Source organism: Pseudoduganella sp. GW821-FHT05F09 (genome assembly GCF_059419605.1).
This window is the reverse complement of the sequence record NZ_JBWKSD010000008.1, coordinates 231776-247001: the sequence shown is the minus strand read 5'-3', so window position 1 is coordinate 247001 and position 15226 is coordinate 231776. Positions and strand designations below refer to the sequence as shown.

16 protein-coding genes, 2 tRNA genes and 1 riboswitch are annotated in these 15226 nt (G+C 61.3%); of the genes, 2 read left to right on the top strand and 16 right to left on the bottom strand.

The annotated features are described in order from the left end of the window. Window positions 1–6: 6 nt before the first annotated feature. The 16 genes from AC07S4_RS24565 to AC07S4_RS24490 all read right to left on the bottom strand — a co-directional run bounded on the left by AC07S4_RS24565 (window position 7) and on the right by AC07S4_RS24490 (window position 13142). On the bottom strand, window positions 7–1569 hold the full coding sequence (locus AC07S4_RS24565) for a family 43 glycosylhydrolase (RefSeq protein WP_494989100.1): 1563 nt from the start codon (window positions 1567–1569) through the stop codon (window positions 7–9). Window positions 1570–1790: 221 nt separating this feature from the next. Beyond that, a complete protein-coding gene (locus AC07S4_RS24560; RefSeq protein WP_494989099.1) occupies window positions 1791–2054 on the bottom strand; it encodes a hypothetical protein in 264 nt (87 codons plus the stop codon). Between the two features lie 258 nt (window positions 2055–2312). Then, on the bottom strand, window positions 2313–3935 hold the full coding sequence (locus AC07S4_RS24555; protein ID WP_494989098.1) for an ATP-binding protein: 1623 nt from the start codon (window positions 3933–3935) through the stop codon (window positions 2313–2315). Window positions 3936–3937: 2 nt separating this feature from the next. Continuing rightward, window positions 3938–4741, bottom strand: coding sequence for an alpha/beta fold hydrolase (locus tag AC07S4_RS24550; protein WP_494989097.1), 804 nt, complete (start codon window positions 4739–4741; stop codon window positions 3938–3940). A gap of 105 nt (window positions 4742–4846) precedes the next feature. Beyond that, on the bottom strand, window positions 4847–5632 hold the full coding sequence (locus AC07S4_RS24545) for a substrate-binding periplasmic protein (RefSeq protein ID WP_494989096.1): 786 nt from the start codon (window positions 5630–5632) through the stop codon (window positions 4847–4849). A gap of 393 nt (window positions 5633–6025) precedes the next feature. Next, window positions 6026–6649, bottom strand: coding sequence for a TonB family protein (locus AC07S4_RS24540; RefSeq protein WP_494989181.1), 624 nt, complete (start codon window positions 6647–6649; stop codon window positions 6026–6028). A 160-nt stretch (window positions 6650–6809) separates the two neighbouring features. Next, window positions 6810–6885, bottom strand: a tRNA-Lys gene (locus AC07S4_RS24535). Between the two features lie 29 nt (window positions 6886–6914). Beyond that, window positions 6915–6990, bottom strand: a tRNA-Lys gene (locus AC07S4_RS24530). 77 nt (window positions 6991–7067) lie between these two features. Then, entirely contained in the window at window positions 7068–7838 is a 771-nt protein-coding gene (gene ybgF, locus AC07S4_RS24525) for a tol-pal system protein YbgF (protein ID WP_494989095.1), read from the bottom strand. Between the two features lie 87 nt (window positions 7839–7925). Next, a complete protein-coding gene (gene pal, locus AC07S4_RS24520; RefSeq protein WP_494989094.1) occupies window positions 7926–8453 on the bottom strand; it encodes a peptidoglycan-associated lipoprotein Pal in 528 nt (175 codons plus the stop codon). 37 nt (window positions 8454–8490) lie between these two features. Then, window positions 8491–9771, bottom strand: coding sequence for a Tol-Pal system beta propeller repeat protein TolB (tolB, locus tag AC07S4_RS24515; protein ID WP_494989093.1), 1281 nt, complete (start codon window positions 9769–9771; stop codon window positions 8491–8493). Between the two features lie 8 nt (window positions 9772–9779). Next, complete coding sequence (gene tolA, locus AC07S4_RS24510; protein ID WP_494989092.1) at window positions 9780–10712, bottom strand: cell envelope integrity protein TolA; 933 nt, start codon at window positions 10710–10712, stop codon at window positions 9780–9782. 3 nt (window positions 10713–10715) lie between these two features. Then, window positions 10716–11156 (bottom strand): ExbD/TolR family protein, encoded by a 441-nt coding sequence (locus AC07S4_RS24505; RefSeq protein WP_494989091.1) that lies wholly within the window; start codon window positions 11154–11156, stop codon window positions 10716–10718. Between the two features lie 15 nt (window positions 11157–11171). Next, on the bottom strand, window positions 11172–11861 hold the full coding sequence (gene tolQ / locus AC07S4_RS24500) for a protein TolQ (protein WP_494989090.1): 690 nt from the start codon (window positions 11859–11861) through the stop codon (window positions 11172–11174). Between the two features lie 4 nt (window positions 11862–11865). Next, window positions 11866–12288, bottom strand: a complete 423-nt coding sequence (ybgC, locus tag AC07S4_RS24495; RefSeq protein ID WP_161074782.1) for a tol-pal system-associated acyl-CoA thioesterase — start codon at window positions 12286–12288, stop codon at window positions 11866–11868. Window positions 12289–12395: 107 nt separating this feature from the next. Beyond that, entirely contained in the window at window positions 12396–13142 is a 747-nt protein-coding gene (locus AC07S4_RS24490) for an SDR family oxidoreductase (RefSeq protein ID WP_494989089.1), read from the bottom strand. An 85-nt stretch (window positions 13143–13227) separates the two neighbouring features. Next, a riboswitch (ZMP/ZTP riboswitch) is annotated at window positions 13228–13347 on the top strand. A 90-nt stretch (window positions 13348–13437) separates the two neighbouring features. Here AC07S4_RS24490 and glyA point away from each other — a divergent pair. Both glyA and nrdR read left to right on the top strand, forming a co-directional pair. After that, window positions 13438–14682, top strand: a complete 1245-nt coding sequence (glyA, locus tag AC07S4_RS24485; protein WP_494989088.1) for a serine hydroxymethyltransferase — start codon at window positions 13438–13440, stop codon at window positions 14680–14682. A 77-nt stretch (window positions 14683–14759) separates the two neighbouring features. After that, complete coding sequence (gene nrdR / locus AC07S4_RS24480; protein ID WP_161074759.1) at window positions 14760–15221, top strand: transcriptional regulator NrdR; 462 nt, start codon at window positions 14760–14762, stop codon at window positions 15219–15221. Window positions 15222–15226 lie beyond the last annotated feature (5 nt).

The following is a 15226-nucleotide window of genomic DNA, read 5'->3' as shown; positions in this document are numbered from 1 at the left end:
TCCAGTTTAAGGCAGGGCACGGTAGACGAGGTTGCTGAAACGGACTTTGCCTTTCCCGGAGGCGTAGATGGCGGGACGCAGGCTCATGAAGCCGTAAGCGGTGTTGTGGTTGTAGCCGGACACTTCCATCTGCACGCCGTATTTGTGCCAGGTCTTGCCCTGGTCGGTGCTGGTGTGGATGGTCAGGATGTGGCGGTCGTTGGTGACGCGCATGCGCAGCTTGTTGGCCATGCCGGCCGGCTTGGCGCCGCGCGGCTGGTCCATGCCGTAGCGGTGCAGGATGAAGCCGTCCTTGTTCACGCCGACGCCGGCGTACAGCTTGTCGTTGTAGAACAGCAGGGCGCCGGCCTGCGCGCCGGGGTCGAAGTCGATGTCCACCTCGAACTGGTAAGCCTGGTCGCCGGCCAGGAAGGTGAGCGGCGAGCTGTCGGCGGGCGAGCCGCCTTTCGCGTCCAGTTCCAGCAGGCCGCCCCGGTAGCGCACGCGCTTGTTTTCATCCACGCCGCCACGGAAGAAGCTCCATTGCAGGCCGAATTTATTGCTGCTGAAATCGTCCGACAGCGCCATGCCGTGCGGGACCGCGCTGCCGCCTGCCGGTTTGGGGATGGGCTTGCCGGCGTCGCAGGCGGCGGCCTTGAACCAGCCGTCGCCGGTCCACTCGATGGGCGCCAGCAAGGCCTGGCGGCCGAGGGCGTGGAAGCCGTTTTCGTAGCCGTGGTACATCATGTACCAGCCGGATTTGCCTGGCCCTTCGACCAGTGTCGCGTGGCCCTTGGACCACCATTTTTCCGCCGCCGATACGGTGCGGATGATGGGGTTGTAGGGCGAGTTTTCCCATGGGCCGTGGATGGACTTGGAGCGCGCCGACACCACCATGTGGCCGGTGGGTGGACCGGCCGTGCCGCCCAGGGCCAGCGTCATGTAGAAGTACTCGCCGTGGCGCGTCATCTTCGGGCCCTCCTGGGCGTAGCCTTCCACGTCCCACTCTTCCGGGTACTTCCAGCCGTCGTAGACGTGCTGCACCGGGCCGGCGATTTTCAGGCCGTCGTCGGACAGCTGGACGCGGTCGCCGTGCGACAGGAACAGGTAGCGCTTGCCGTCCTCGCCGACGATGTGGCCGGGGTCGATGCGCGCATTGTCCAGCGCCACGGGCTCCGACCACGGGCCGCGTATATTGTCGGCGTGGATCACGTAGATATTGTTGTTGCCGGGCAGTTTGGCCGGGATGTACAGGTAGTAGCGGCCCTGGTGCTTGGTCAGTTCGGGCGCCCAGACGCTGCCCACGTACTGCTTCAGCGCGCTGCCGATGGGCTCCCAGTTCACCAAGTCGCGCGAATGCCAGATCGTCAGGCCGGGGTAGGCCTCGAACGAGGAGAAGGTCATGTAATAGTCGTCGCCGTCCTTGAGCACGCTGGGATCGGGATGGTCGCCGGCCATGATGGGGTTCAGGTAGCTGCCATTGCCCAGGTCCGCCTTGCGCTGTTGCTCAACGCCCCTGGCCCAGTCCTGGCAGTGGCGCAGGAAGGGATTGCCCAGTTCGCTGGTGCAGGGCGCCGCGAGAGCTGGCAAGGACAATGAACAAGACAATAAGACGGCTGCTAGACGCATGACGTTGCTTCCATTGTGAACTGGTTGGACCAATATGCAAACATTACCAATTGGTCAGGCCAAAATGGATCATCGCACAAAAACGGTGCAGCGTGTGCTCACAGTCAGTGAATTTTTTGCTGCCCGAAAAAAAAGCCAACCCGAAGGCTGGCTTGCTGGCGCGGCTAGCCGAGATTGGCTGCTTAGCTCGCCATGCCCTTTTGCAGCAAGGCTGTGACGACGGTGCCGACATCGCTGCCTTGCTCAGCGGCCAGGGCGTTGAGCTGAGCCACCAGGTCGGCGTTCAGTTTGGTGGCGAACGGCACCAGGCCCAGCGCCTGGTCGCGGCGGCGCTGCTCGCGGCGGTCGACCACTTCAGCAACTTTGCCGAATTCGGCAGCGCCGGGCGCGGTCATTTTGCCCATCAGCTTTTTGGCGTCGCTTTTCGCCATTCCGGTCTTTTTCATGGTGTGTCTTTCGTAGAGTGTATGGCGGAGGAGGGCAGTGAAAAAAGGTTATGCGCCGAAGCGGATAACCATCGTTGACTGCTGAATTCTTGGTAAGCCGTGGGAAGGCGAAGCCGCGAGCAAGGGTAGGTGTAGCCCCGTCTGCGAGTGGCGCCGTCCTGCTTGACGCCGCCGTGCTTCTGTCAGGTATCTCTCCAGTATATGCGATGCGGCCCCTTGCGGTCGAGCGATCTGCGGAATATCTCGCAACTACCGGTCTCAGCCAGGGGGCCGGCCTTTGTTTATCACTTCCCCCAGTTCGGTAAAGTCGAGCGGCTTAACCATATGCACGTCGAATCCTGCAGCCGTTGTGGCTTCCATATCGCGCTGCTGCCCCCATCCGGTGGCAGCGATCAGCAAGGCTTGCTCGCCCCATGGCTGTGAACGAATGCGGCGTGCGATCGTGTAACCATCCATACCCGGCAGTCCGATGTCGAGGATCACCACGTCTGGTTGAAATGCCGGACCGGCCGACAGCGCTGAGGCGCCATCGTAGTACTGAGTAACGGAAAAGCCCTGCATGGTGAGCACCATGCCCAGCAAGTCGGCGGCGTCGCGGTTATCGTCGACCACCAATATGCGTCTTGCCTCGACGGCCGGAGGAACGGACTGCGGGGCGGTTGCGGAATGTTGCGCTGGGCCGGCAAGGTTGTTCAGGATTTTCTCAGCCAGCGGCAAGCGTAGAACGAACTCGCTGCCGCAGCCTGCGCCCGCGCTGAACACATCGATCGTGCCGCCATGCAGTGTGACTAATCCCTTGACCAGGGCCAGCCCGATACCAAGGCCGCCTTGCGATCGCGCAAGTGCAGGCTCAAGCTGCGAAAACATCGTGAACACATTTGCCAGATGATCGGCCGCGATACCGATGCCGGAGTCGCGGACGCGGACGGCCACCTGGCCATTTTCTTCAGCCGCATCGAACCAGATGGATCCGCCCTCCGGCGTGTATTTGGCGGCATTGTTGAGCAAGTTGGTCATGATCTGCGTCAGCCGCGTGGGATCGGCATCCACCAGCAAGTGATGGTCCGGCAAGGTCATATGCAGCCGGTGCGCGCTGGCATCGATCAGCGCCTGCGAAGCTTCAGCCGCCTGGCGCATCAGCTCCGCAATATTGATGCGCTCGCGCCGCAGTTCGACCCGTCCTTGCGTAATGCGCGAAATGTCCATCAGGTCGTCGACCAGGTGCGACATCTGCTGCATCTGGCGTTCGAACACTTCACGTGCCCTGACCAGCTGAGGATCGTTGAGCGGCTTGAGCTTGAAGATTTCCAGCACGTTGCGCAGCGGCGCCAGCGGATTGCGCAGTTCGTGCGCGAGCGTGGCAAGGAATTCATCCTTTTGGCGATCCGCGCGCGCCAGTTCGGCATTCGCACGACCGAGCTCATCCCGATTTTGCTGCAGCGCCTTCTGCGTTTCCTCCAGCGCGAGCAGCGACGCCTCGGCGGCGCGCCGCGCGTGCAGCAACTCCCGCTCATACGCCCGCCGGTCAGTGGCAATGAAGACGGCAATCTCATCGATAATGAGACCGCCTTCCTTGCGCCGGAAGATATTGATCAGGGTAGGCAGCACCGACCTATCAGCATGCCGGATGTCGATCTGTACTTCGGCGACCGAGCCTTGCATTTGCAGCAGCGGCAGCAAATGGGTTTGATGAAATACCTTGCCGCCCATCGTGAACATGTCCTGGATGCGGCGTGTGCCGACCAGCGCGCTTTCTGGCAAGCCGACCCAACCGCAAAACGTTTGGTTGCAGCGGCGTATCAGCCCGTTCTCGTCGGTCAGCAGCAGTCCGCACGCCGCTCTGTCGTAAAGTCGCTCGTCAGTGAGGTGAGGACGTTCCACCGCTAGCGTGCCAGGGATGCGAGGAAGCTTTCCATGGCCGCGCTGCTGGCGCTCGGCGAGCTCAGGTGCGGACAGTGGCCGACATTGTCGATCACCGATAAAGTGCTGCGTGGAAGGACCCGATGCATGTATTCACCTACCGCCAGAGGTGCGATCAGGTCGTCGCTGCACTGGACTATCAGCGCCGGCACCAGCGACTTTGGCAGGTCAGCGCGATGGTCGGACAGGAAGGTGACGCGGGCGAAGTGTTTGGCGATGGTTGGATCGGTGCGGCAGAAGCTGTTCGTCAATTCGGCGCCCAGTTCCGGCTGTTCCGGCGCGCCCATTATCGCCGGCGCCATGGCGCTCGACCAGCCTAAATAATTGCTTTCGACGGTGGCCAGCAGGTCGTCAATGTCTTCCTGTTCGAAGCCGCCGACGTAATCGCCGTCGTTCACATAGCACGGCGATGGACCAATCATGAGCTGGGCCAGAAAGCGTTGCGGCGCTTCGATGGTGGCCAGCAGGCCGATCATGGCACTGACGGAATGGCCGACCATGATGACTGGTCCCGAAGCATACTGGTCCAGTATCTCCAGCAGGTCAGCAGCGTAGCCGTTCAAAACGCCGTATTTGTTTTCGTCGTAGGCCGACAGATCAGATCCGCCGCTGCCAACGAGGTCAAATGTCACGACGCGAAAGCGCGCTTCAAAGTGGGGCACAAGAAGGCGCCACATATTCTGATCGCAGCCGAAGCCGTGGGCGAACACCATGGTGACGTCGCCGTTGCCACTGACGCGCACGTTATTTCTCTTTTGAATGTCCATCACGCCTTCGGGATCGTTGAATAAGAAGCAATCGAGAGATTGTACAACCAGATGAGACAACGCCGGTTCCGCTTGCTGCACGCCCGAAATATTTGACGCTGAGGACTAACGCTTTGCTGTGTGATGCTCGGTTTCGTCGAAGGGGACGCCATATTTCTTCATGATTTGCGCGTAGCTACCGTCTTTTTGCATGGAGCCAAACGCCGCCTTCCATTTCTCTCCTTGCCGGGTGTCGAAGTTGTGGGAGCTGGCCAGGTACAGCCCGATTTTCCCCACTGGCTTGCCTATGCGCAGCGTCGCCAGTGAGCGGCCAACTTCCGCTTCCGTGGCCTTGAGTACCAGCGGCGCGGCGATCCAGATGTCGATGCGTCCCAGTTCCAGTTTGCCCAGGTTGGCCACAGCGTTGTTGGCGGTCTGGATATTGCGGAAGCCGCTGCGGCGGGCCATATCCTCGGCGGGCGAGCCGAGGATAACGCCCACGCGCAAGTCCTTGGCCGCCTCAATCGATGAAATGTCGGCGCTGCTGCCCGGCGCCGCCACCATGACGAAGCTGAATTCGAACAGCTTGCACCACCACCGGTATTTGTCTTCATTCTCCGCCATGCGCCAAATGGTGCCGATCGCATCGTCATGGCTGCTGATCAGGAAGCGCTGGCGCAGCAAGGGCATGGGCGTAATCGCGCCAGCGTATTGCGCGCGGCGCGCCATTTCGGACATCAAGTCATGGAGCAGGCCTTGCTGCACCCCGTTCACGCTGTAGGCAAGGGGCGCAACGCGATCAATATAAACCCGTGGTTCGCTGCGAGCGGCGCTGGCGGCGAGCAGCAATAGGCCGCACAGAGCTGCGCGCTTGAAGATCGAAGCAACGGGGACGTCACGCACGCTGGTCATCACTCACCCCGGTAACAGGTTGTTTGCTGACGCTCATTGTGCGGAGATATTTCGCAATGCACTAGCTGCGTGGGTGCAAGAGACTATTTCGCCGAAAGTAATGAATGATGTAACCTTCGATGAAAGTGCTCTTATAGGTCACGTGGCCGTGTTGGCTCACGATTTCGTGCAATGCCATCCATATGCTGCGCGACCAGTTTGCGCGAGCACTCAGCGTGGAAGATTTGGCGGCGGCGCAACTGAGCAGTTCGCCCTTCCACCGCCAGTTCTTTTCGCTGGCGCCGTGCGGCGATGCCGCTTCGGGGCAGGCGGCAATATGGGCCCGTCTTTTTACCCCCGCCGGAGTGATGCCGTTGGTGTTGCCCCCGCTATTTCCTTACCCCGCTTGACCTATCATCGTGAGGTTGTGTAGGTTGAGCTCTTACCCCGGCTCCGCGATTGTTCGATCTGGCTTTGGTTGAGTAAGCGCAGGTGGTCGATGGCCATGATGTGTTTCTGTGCTGCGGCAGCCCTGAGCCAGCGCAACCCCTCCTGTTCATTGCGCTCTAACTTGGTGCCGACTAAATACATTGAGCCAAGCGCATATTGTGCCGTAGCATGCCCCAACTCTGCGGCCTGCTTCATTATTGCGATAGCGGAAGCGAGATTGTTCTCTCCTTCGACAATTTGAGCCAGACTGTAGAGCGCCCCAATGTCGCCTTCTTCTGCCGCGTGATAATGTCTCTGGAGCAGAGTGCTGTTGTCACTAGCGTTGGGCGTAGCCCAAATCATGGTCATCAACACCCACATGCTTTGCGGTTCGCCATCCAACTTCCCAGCGGCAAGGCGGCAATTTGCAGATTGTTTAATGCTGGCCCGGTCTAGCGAGTAGTTCCCTGTTGAGTGCATGATCACCGTGTTGGTCACGCTGCCTTCGGCAGTGACGTATATGCCGATTGTCGCAACACCGTCGGCACCTGCAGCCAATGCGTCTTTTGGCCACGCTGGCTTGGGACAAGTTCCCGCAGGTGGCTCAATTTGAGGAAGGGGTACGCCAAGCGGCGGCTCCCCAGCTTGGCAGCATAGTGCAGTGGAGATGGCGAGAAGAAAAAACAGCGCTTTGATGTTCGTTTGCGGTCTCCATCAAGTATTCCAGAAAACAAAAAAGCCACCCGAAGGTGGCTTTTTTGATGAATCTTGGTAGGCCGTGCGGGATTCGAACCTGCGACCAACGGATTAAAAGTCCGCTGCTCTACCAGCTGAGCTAACGACCCAAGGTAATAAAACCTTAGCTTCTTTCGAGTGGTAGGCCGTGCGGGATTCGAACCTGCGACCAACGGATTAAAAGTCCGCTGCTCTACCAGCTGAGCTAACGACCCCCGAAAGAAGCAAGATTATAGGGGTGTCCCGCCGTCCTGTCAAATGCTCTTGAGCATCAACTGTGGCCGCAGGCCGCTTATTTGGCTTTCAGGCGCTCGCGCGCCGTGCCGGCGGACTCGCTGTCCGGGTACTTGCTGAGCAGCTCGGTCAGCGTCTTCTTGGCGTTGGCGACGGCTTTCAGCTCGGTCTGGCAGCTGGCGATGTTGAGCATGGCTTCCGGAGCGCGCGGGCTGTCCGGATAGGCTTTCACCACCACTTGCTGCGCCAGGATGGCCGCCTTGCAGTCTTTCTGCGCGTAGTAGGTGGTGCCCAGGTAGTACTGCGCGTTGGCCGCGTAGCCCGATTCCGGGTACTGGCGCACGAATTCGGCCAGCGCCACGGCGGCGGTCTTGAAGTCGCCGGCCTTGAACAGCAGCATGGCCGCGTCGTAGGCTTTTTGCTCGGCCGGGTCCACGGCGGCGGTCTTGCCGTCGATGGTGACCTGGCGCGGCTCGAGCTTGCGCAGGCGGGCGTCGAGGTCGACGTAGAAATCTTTCTGGCGCTTTTGCGTGTTGGCCAGTTCGTTGGCCAGCACTTCCAGCGAGCCGCGCAGCTTGGCGATTTCGCTCATGGTCTGCTCGTGCGAGTTGTTGATGTCCAGCGCGATGGACTTGTCGGCTTTGCTGTCGATGCGGCCGTTCAGCTCGGCACGCATGGCTTCCACCTTGGCGCGCAGGTCGAGGATGGCTTTGCGCGCTTCGTCGTCGTCAAACAGGGCGGCGCTGGCGTGCAGCGGCAGCAAGGCGGTGGCGGCCAGCACGGCGGCGGCGGCGGCGGAACGCAGGCGGAATTTGGTCAGTGTCGTCATGTGCATTGCGCTTTCAAAATAGAAACGGGGCAGGGCGCAGTATAAACTGCGCGCCGCCCCGTGTGTTGCCATACTAAGACTACGGAATTACTTGTAGACGATATCGGCACGGCGGTTTTGCGCCCATGCTTCTTCCGAGTGGCCTTCTGCTTTTGGCTTTTCCTTGCCCAGCGATACGGCTTCGATCTGGCCTTCTGGTACGCCCAGGGCGGTCATGGCTTTACGGACGGCTTCAGCGCGCTTCTGGCCCAGGGCCAGGTTGTATTCTGCGCCGCCGCGTTCGTCGGTGTTGCCTTGGATCAGGATCGAACGCTTGGCGTTCTTGGTCAGGTAGCCGGAGTGGTTCTGCACCACTGGCTTGCCGTCTTCACGCACGACATAGCTGTCGAAGTCGAAGTATACGGAACGCTGAGCCAGCACGCCTTTTGGATCGTCCAGCGGGTCGATCGAAGCGGTTTGTACTGGGGCCACTGGGCGGGTGTCGGCAACTGGCTTGGCCGCTTCAACTGGCTTTTCCACCACTGGTGCTGGTTCTGCCACTTTTACTGGGGTCGAGCAAGCCGACAGCAGGGCTGCGGTGCTGAGGATGAAGGCTACGCTTTTAACGTTACGCATGGTTAGTTCTCCTGGTCGTTGATGAAAGGACTGCTTTTTACTTCATGAAAGGACCCCAGGTGGGCTCCTTGATATTGCCCGCTTGAATCGTCAAGCGTTGCTTTACGCGGCCGTCGACCGACACCACTGCCAGCGATTTGCGGCCGCCCGAAACGGTCGCGTACAGCAGGTACTTGCCGTTCGGGGCGAAGCTGGGCGATTCGTCGCTGGTGGTGTCGGACAGGCGTTGTTCCTGGCCGGAGGCGAGATCCAGTACAAAGAGCTGGAAGTTGCCGCCGTCGCGCCGGGAGATGTAAGCCAGCGTGTTTCCGTCCGAGGAAATACGCGGGCTGATGTTGTAGCTGCCGCTGAAGGTGACGCGCTTGGCTTCGCCGCCGTTGGCGCTCATGCGGTAGATCTGCGGGCCGCCGCTGCGGTCGCTGGTGAAGTAGATGTACTGGCCGTCGGCCGAGAACTGCGGCTCGGTGTCGATGCCGGAGCTGTTCGAGATGCGGCGGATGCCGCTGCCGTCGGCGTTGGCGATGAAGATCTGCGTGTTGCCGGTCTTGGACAGGGCTACGGCCACTTTGGTGCCGTCCGGCGACCACGACGGCGCCGAGTTGCTGCCTTTTTCGTTGGCCACCACGGTGCGCGCGCGCGTCACCAGGTTCTGCACGTAGACCACGGGCTTTTTCTGCTCGAAGGAGACGTAGGCCACCTTGTTGCCGTCCGGCGACCAGGACGGCGAAATGATGGGCTCGTTCGAGATCAGCGCCGGCAGTTCGTTTTCGCCGTCCGAGTCCGCCACCACCAGGCGGTACTGGCGGCCCTGCTGGGTGACGTAGGCCACGCGGGTGGCGAAGGCGCCGCGCACGCCGGTCAGTTTTTCGTAGACGTCGTCGGCGATCTTGTGGGCCGACAGGCGCACTTCGTTGACCGAGGTGGTCTGGTCCATCTGCGACAGCTTGGACGCCTTGATGGTGTCGTGCAGCTTGTAGCGCACGTCGAAGCCGCCGTTGGCCAGCTTGCTGACGGTGCCCACCACGATGGCGTTGGCGCCGCGCGATTTCCACTGGCTGTAGTCGACGTCGTTCGGGTTGTTGATCACGCCGGCGTCGATAATCTTGAACATGCCGCTGCGTTCCAGGTCGGCCTTGATGATGGCCGACACCTGGGCGTTGGGGGGGGCCGCGCCTTCGTCGGCGAAGGTGGCCACGGCGACCGGGATCTGGTTGCTGCCGACGCCGGAGATTTCCACCTTCAGCTGCGCGTAGGCGTTCAGGCTGGCCAGCAGGCTGGCGGCGGCAAGTGCATTGGTCAGGCTAGTCAGTTTTTTCATATTGGTTCTCAAGGCAAATCTTTCATGTTGAATCCTGCGGTAATCTCGCGTTCGACCGTGCCGTCTTTCTTCTTCGGCAAAGGCGAGGACTTGGCGATGGCTGCTTCCACCGCCAGGTCGTAGGCGGGAATGCCGCTACTCTTGATCTTCCGGACCGAAATAATTTCCCCAGTTGGCAGTTGCTCGATCTTGAACTCGGCGCGCGGGTTGCCGGCGACGTCGCTGCCGGCATACGCGATGTTGCTCTTGATCTTGGCGGTAATGGCTGCCACGTAGCCGCTGTCCAGGCGCGGCGCGGTCGCTTTCGCGGCCGTGCCGGTAGTGCCTGCGCCAACGGCGCCCGTGATGCGCGCCATTTCCGCCGCACGCTGTTTATCCAGCTTCTTCTGCTCTGCTTCCGCTTTGGCCTTGGCTGCCTTTTCGGCGGCTTTCTTGTCTTCCTTGGCCTGTTCCAGCTTGGCTTTTTCCTCGGCCAGTTTCTGCTCCTCGAGTTTTTTCTTCTCGTCGAGCTTCTTCTGTTCGAGTTCCTTGGCCTTTTGTTCTGCTAGCTTTTTGGCCTTTTCTTCTTCAACGCGTTCCTTCTCGGCCTTTTCCTTGGCCTTGCGCTTTTGCAGCGCGATCTCCGGATCGACGGCCGGCGGCGGCGCTTCCACTGGTGGCGCTACCACTTTGGGCGGCGGCGCGGGCGCGGGCTGAGGTTCCGGCTCGGGCTCGGGCTTCGGTTCCGGCGGCTGTGGCGCCGGCGGGGCGGCGGTCTGGGTCGTCATGTCCCACACTTCCGCTTCCACCGCCACCGGCTCGTTGTTCTGCCATGCCACGCCCACCCACAGGAAGAACAGCAGGCCGGCGTGCATGGCCGCGGCCAGGCCGATCGAGCTCCAGCGGTCGTCGCGTTTCGGCACCCGGTACGGGCCGCCTGCGGTGGCGTGTTTCATCGTCATGCTTTACTTCGTGGCCAAGCCGACGCGGCTGATGCCCATCTTCTTCGATTCCGAAATCAGCTGGATCACGTCGTCGTACTTGCTTTCCTTGTCGCCGGCGATCATCACCGGATACGTTGGATGCGCTTCATGCAGCTTGCGCAGCTTGCGCACCAGGGCGTCGCGGTTCGGCTCGGTTTCCGGCGCGTCCGCGTTCTTGCCCTGCACGCCGATCGACAGCGCGCCATTGGGCTTGATGACGATCTGGATGTAGTCGTCCGGCGGGCGGGTGGAGCGCTCGGCTTGCGGCAGGTCCACCTGAGACGGGTTGTTGGACGAGGGCATGACCATGAAAATAATGAGCAGCACCAGCATCACGTCGATGTAGGGCACGACGTTGATCTCGGACTTCAGCTTGCGGCCGCCTCGGCTGCCGCGCATGCCGCTGGAGAAGGAAGATGCCATGGTTATGCTCCCCGGTTAGCGCGACTGGCGCTGCAGGATGTTGGAGAACTCTTCCACGAAGCTCTCGAAGCGGATGGCCAGGCGGTCGATGTCGTGCGAGAAGCGGTTGTAGGCGACCACGGCGGGGATGGCGGCGAACAGGCCGATGGCGGTGGCGATCAGCGCTTCGGCAATGCCGGGCGCGACGGCGGCCAAGGTGGCTTGCTGCACATTGGCCAGGCCGCGGAAGGCGTTCATGATGCCCCACACGGTGCCCAGCAGGCCGATGTAGGGCGACACCGAGCCGACCGAGGCCAGGAAGGCCAGGTGCGATTCGAGCGCGTCCATTTCGCGCTGGAAGGCGGCGCGCATGGCGCGGCGGGCGCCGTCCAGCACCGCGCCGGCGTCCAGTTCGCGGCTGGCTGCGTGCGCGGCCTTGCCCTTGATGAATTCGCCCATGCCCGCTTCGAAGATGCGCGCCAGCGCGCCGCCTTGTTCACGGTTGTTGCCGGCGCTCTGGTGCAGCGCGTGCAGGTTGCCGCCGGCCCAGAAGGTTTTTTCGAAGTCTATGGTCTGGCGGCGCGCGGCGCGCACGGCGAACATCTTGCGGAAGATATAGGTCCAGCTGGTGAGGGAAATGCCGAGCAGCAGCGCCATGATCAGCTGAACGATCAGGTGCGCGTTGGAAATCAGGGCGATGAAGGAGAGGTCTTGGGTGACGTTCATTGTTTCAATCTGAGTTTGGGGATGAGACGGCGCCGCGCATGCGGGCCGCTACCACATCGGGCACCGCGCGCGGGCGCAGCGCGGAATCGACGCAACCAACTTTCACGCGCGCCGTGTTAAGCAACTGATCGCCGTTCCAGGCTTGCTGCACAAATTGCAGCGAGGCGCGGCCCAGTTTTTCGATACTTAAGGTTAATTTTAGTACATCGTCGAGTTTAGCTGGCGCATGATACTCGGCAGCGACGCTTTTCACGACGAACATGGCGTCGTGTTGCTGCAGCAGGGCGTGCTGGTCAACGCCGATAGCGCGCAGCCATTCGGTCCGCGCGCGTTCGAAGAATTTGAGATAGTTTGCGTAATAGACAATGCCACCGGCATCGGTGTCTTCGTAATAGACACGGACATTCCAGGTAAACTCTGAAGGCATGTTGTTCTGACTACTAATGAGATTGGGCAACATTCTACGCGATTTTGCAAGCGAGTTTGGCCCTCTTGTAACACTCGCTTACGTTTTTTTCGGCGAAAAGAGGAATTTTATCCCCGTTTGATGGTGAAAGGGGAGAAACCCTGACAAGTCGGCATCAGTTCGATCTGGTTCACATTCATGTGCGGCGGCAGGGTGGCGATCCAGTAGGCGGTGTTGGCGATGTCCTGCGGCGACAGCGGCACCGTGCCTTCATAGACCTTGGCGGCGGCCGCGTCGTCGCCCTTCAGGCGCACATTGGAGAACTCGGTGCCGCCGCACAGGCCGGGCGCCAGGTTGGTGGCGCGCACGCCGGTGCCCACCAGGTCGGCGCGCAGGTTGAGGGTGAATTGCTCGACGAAGGCTTTGGTGGCGCCGTACACATTGCCGCCCGGGTAAGGGTAGGCGCCGGCGGTGGAGCCGATGTTGATGATGGTGCCGGCGCCGCGCGCCACCATGGCGGGCAGCACGGCGTGGGTCATGGTGACCAGGCCTTTGCAGTTGGTGTCTATCATGGTTTCCCAGTCGTCCAGCGAGGATTCGTGGGCCGGCTTGACGCCCAGGGCCAGGCCGGCATTGTTGACCAGCACGTCGATCTGGCGCCACTCGGCCGGCAGGGCCTCCAGCGCGGCGCGGATGGCGGCCTTGTCGGTCACATCCAGTTCGATGGGCAGCACCTGGTCGCCCAGTTCGGCCGCCAGCGCCTGCAGGCGGTCCACGCGGCGCGCGGCGATGATGGCCCGGTGGCCGTTGGCGGTGAAAACGCGGGCCATGGCGGCGCCGAAGCCGGCGCTGGCGCCGGTGATGAATACGATCATATTGCTTCCTTACAAATGAATGGCATGGTGGAGTAGGGCAAGTGTAGCGTAATTGCCTTAGTTGATAGTACAATCTGGCTTCCATTACGTCTCACGTGACTGGCGAAAAGCCGGGTCTGCGCTTGCGCGATCTGTCGGCGAAAGGTGGGCATCCACCGGGGAACGTGAGATTTCAAATCAACAGCCGTTCGCCTGGGCAGCCACCGATGGAAAGCACGAAGAGGCTGCTCCTCGCTTATTGGCGTTCCTCATTCGATCCACCTGCCAGATTTACTCTCTCACTTGGAGTTTTTTCATGTTTGCAAAAGATCACACCCTGTCCTCCGTCGATCCAGACCTGTTCGCCGCGATCCAGAAGGAAAACACCCGCCAGCACGACCATATCGAGCTGATCGCTTCGGAGAACTACACTTCGCCAGCGGTGATGGAAGCCCAGGGCTCCCAGCTGACCAATAAATACGCCGAAGGCTATCCAGGCAAGCGCTACTACGGCGGCTGCGAATACGTGGACGTGGTCGAGCAGCTGGCGATCGACCGCGTGAAGCAGCTGTTCGGCGCGGAAGCGGCCAACGTGCAGCCGAACTCGGGCTCGCAAGCCAACCAGGGCGTGTTCTTCGCCGTGCTGAAGCCGGGCGACACCATCATGGGCATGTCGCTGGCCGAAGGCGGCCACCTGACCCACGGCATGGCGCTGAATATGTCCGGCAAATGGTTCAACGTGGTGTCCTACGGCCTGACCCCGGAAGAAGACATCGACTACGCCGCCATGGAAGCGCTGGCCAAGGAACACAAGCCCAAGCTGATCATCGCCGGCGCGTCCGCCTTTTCGAAGAAGATCGACTTCGAGCGTTTCGCCGCCGTGGCGAAAGCCGTGGGCGCCTACTTCATGGTGGACATGGCCCACTACGCCGGCCTGATCGCCGCCGGCCTGTACCCTAACCCGGTGCCGCACGCCGACTTCGTCACCTCGACCACGCACAAATCGCTGCGCGGCCCGCGCGGCGGCATCATCCTGATGAAGGCCGAGCACGAGAAGATCATCAACTCGGCCATCTTCCCAGGCATCCAGGGCGGCCCGCTGATGCACGTGATCGCCGGCAAGGCCGTGGCCTTCCAGGAAGCGCTGCAGCCTGCGTTCAAGGAATACCAGCAGCAAGTGGTGAAGAACGCCGACGTGCTGGCCAAGACGCTGATCAAGCGCGGCCTGCGCATCGTGTCGGGCGGCACCGAGTCGCACGTGTTCCTGGTCGACCTGCGCGCCAAGAACCTGACCGGCAAGGAAGCGGAAGCCATCCTGGGCCAGGCGCACATCACCTGCAACAAGAACGGCATTCCGAACGATCCGCAGAAACCGTTCGTGACCTCGGGCATCCGCCTGGGCTCGCCGGCCATGACCACCCGCGGTTTCAAGGAAGCCGAAGCGGAACAAGTGGGCAACCTGATCGCCGACGTGCTGGACAATCCGCATGACGCCGCCACCATCGAGCGCGTGAAAGCGGCCGTGAAGGTGCTGGCTGACGCGCATCCGGTTTACGCTTAAACATTGTCTTGGTAACATCAGGGCGCCGTGACCTTGCCGGTCCGGCGCTCTTTTAACATTCGAAAGCGCAGCGCCAGATGAAATGTCCGTTCTGTCAGCATGAAGAAATCCACGTCCTCGACACCCGCGTGTCGGAGGAGGGGGACGCGATCCGCCGCCGCCGCCGCTGCGGCAAGTGCGACAAGCGCTTCACGACATATGAGCGCATTGAACTTGTGATGCCCTTCGTGGTCAAAAAGAACGGCAGCCGCACGGAGTACGCTGCGGCCAAGTTGCGCGGCTCCTTGACGCTGGCCTTGCGCAAGCGGCCCGTTGCGGCTGCCTCGCTGGACATGGCGGTGCAGGCGATCGAGGAGAAACTGCTCACCAGCGGCAAGCGCGAAGTCGATACGCACTATATCGGCGAACTGGTGATGCAGGAGCTGAAGCGGCTGGACAAGGTTGCCTACATCCGCTTCGCTTCCGTCTACAAGAATTTCGAGGACCTGGCCGAGTTCCAGGACGCCATCGAAGAAGTCGGCCAGGCGCCGAAAACCTAGCCGCG

Coding starts and splice junctions, on each gene's coding strand:
- ybgF (WP_494989095.1), bottom strand. CDS start 7,838: ATGACGACACTGACCAAATTCCGCCTGCGTTCCGCCGCCGCCGCCGCC.
- tolB (WP_494989093.1), bottom strand. CDS start 9,771: ATGAAAAAACTGACTAGCCTGACCAATGCACTTGCCGCCGCCAGCCTG.
- tolQ (WP_494989090.1), bottom strand. CDS start 11,861: ATGAACGTCACCCAAGACCTCTCCTTCATCGCCCTGATTTCCAACGCG.
- AC07S4_RS24545 (WP_494989096.1), bottom strand. CDS start 5,632: ATGACCAGCGTGCGTGACGTCCCCGTTGCTTCGATCTTCAAGCGCGCA.
- tolA (WP_494989092.1), bottom strand. CDS start 10,712: ATGACGATGAAACACGCCACCGCAGGCGGCCCGTACCGGGTGCCGAAA.
- glyA (WP_494989088.1), top strand. CDS start 13,438: ATGTTTGCAAAAGATCACACCCTGTCCTCCGTCGATCCAGACCTGTTC.
- ybgC (WP_161074782.1), bottom strand. CDS start 12,288: ATGCCTTCAGAGTTTACCTGGAATGTCCGTGTCTATTACGAAGACACC.
- nrdR (WP_161074759.1), top strand. CDS start 14,760: ATGAAATGTCCGTTCTGTCAGCATGAAGAAATCCACGTCCTCGACACC.
- AC07S4_RS24550 (WP_494989097.1), bottom strand. CDS start 4,741: ATGGACATTCAAAAGAGAAATAACGTGCGCGTCAGTGGCAACGGCGAC.
- pal (WP_494989094.1), bottom strand. CDS start 8,453: ATGCGTAACGTTAAAAGCGTAGCCTTCATCCTCAGCACCGCAGCCCTG.
- AC07S4_RS24490 (WP_494989089.1), bottom strand. CDS start 13,142: ATGATCGTATTCATCACCGGCGCCAGCGCCGGCTTCGGCGCCGCCATG.
- AC07S4_RS24505 (WP_494989091.1), bottom strand. CDS start 11,156: ATGGCATCTTCCTTCTCCAGCGGCATGCGCGGCAGCCGAGGCGGCCGC.
- AC07S4_RS24560 (WP_494989099.1), bottom strand. CDS start 2,054: ATGAAAAAGACCGGAATGGCGAAAAGCGACGCCAAAAAGCTGATGGGC.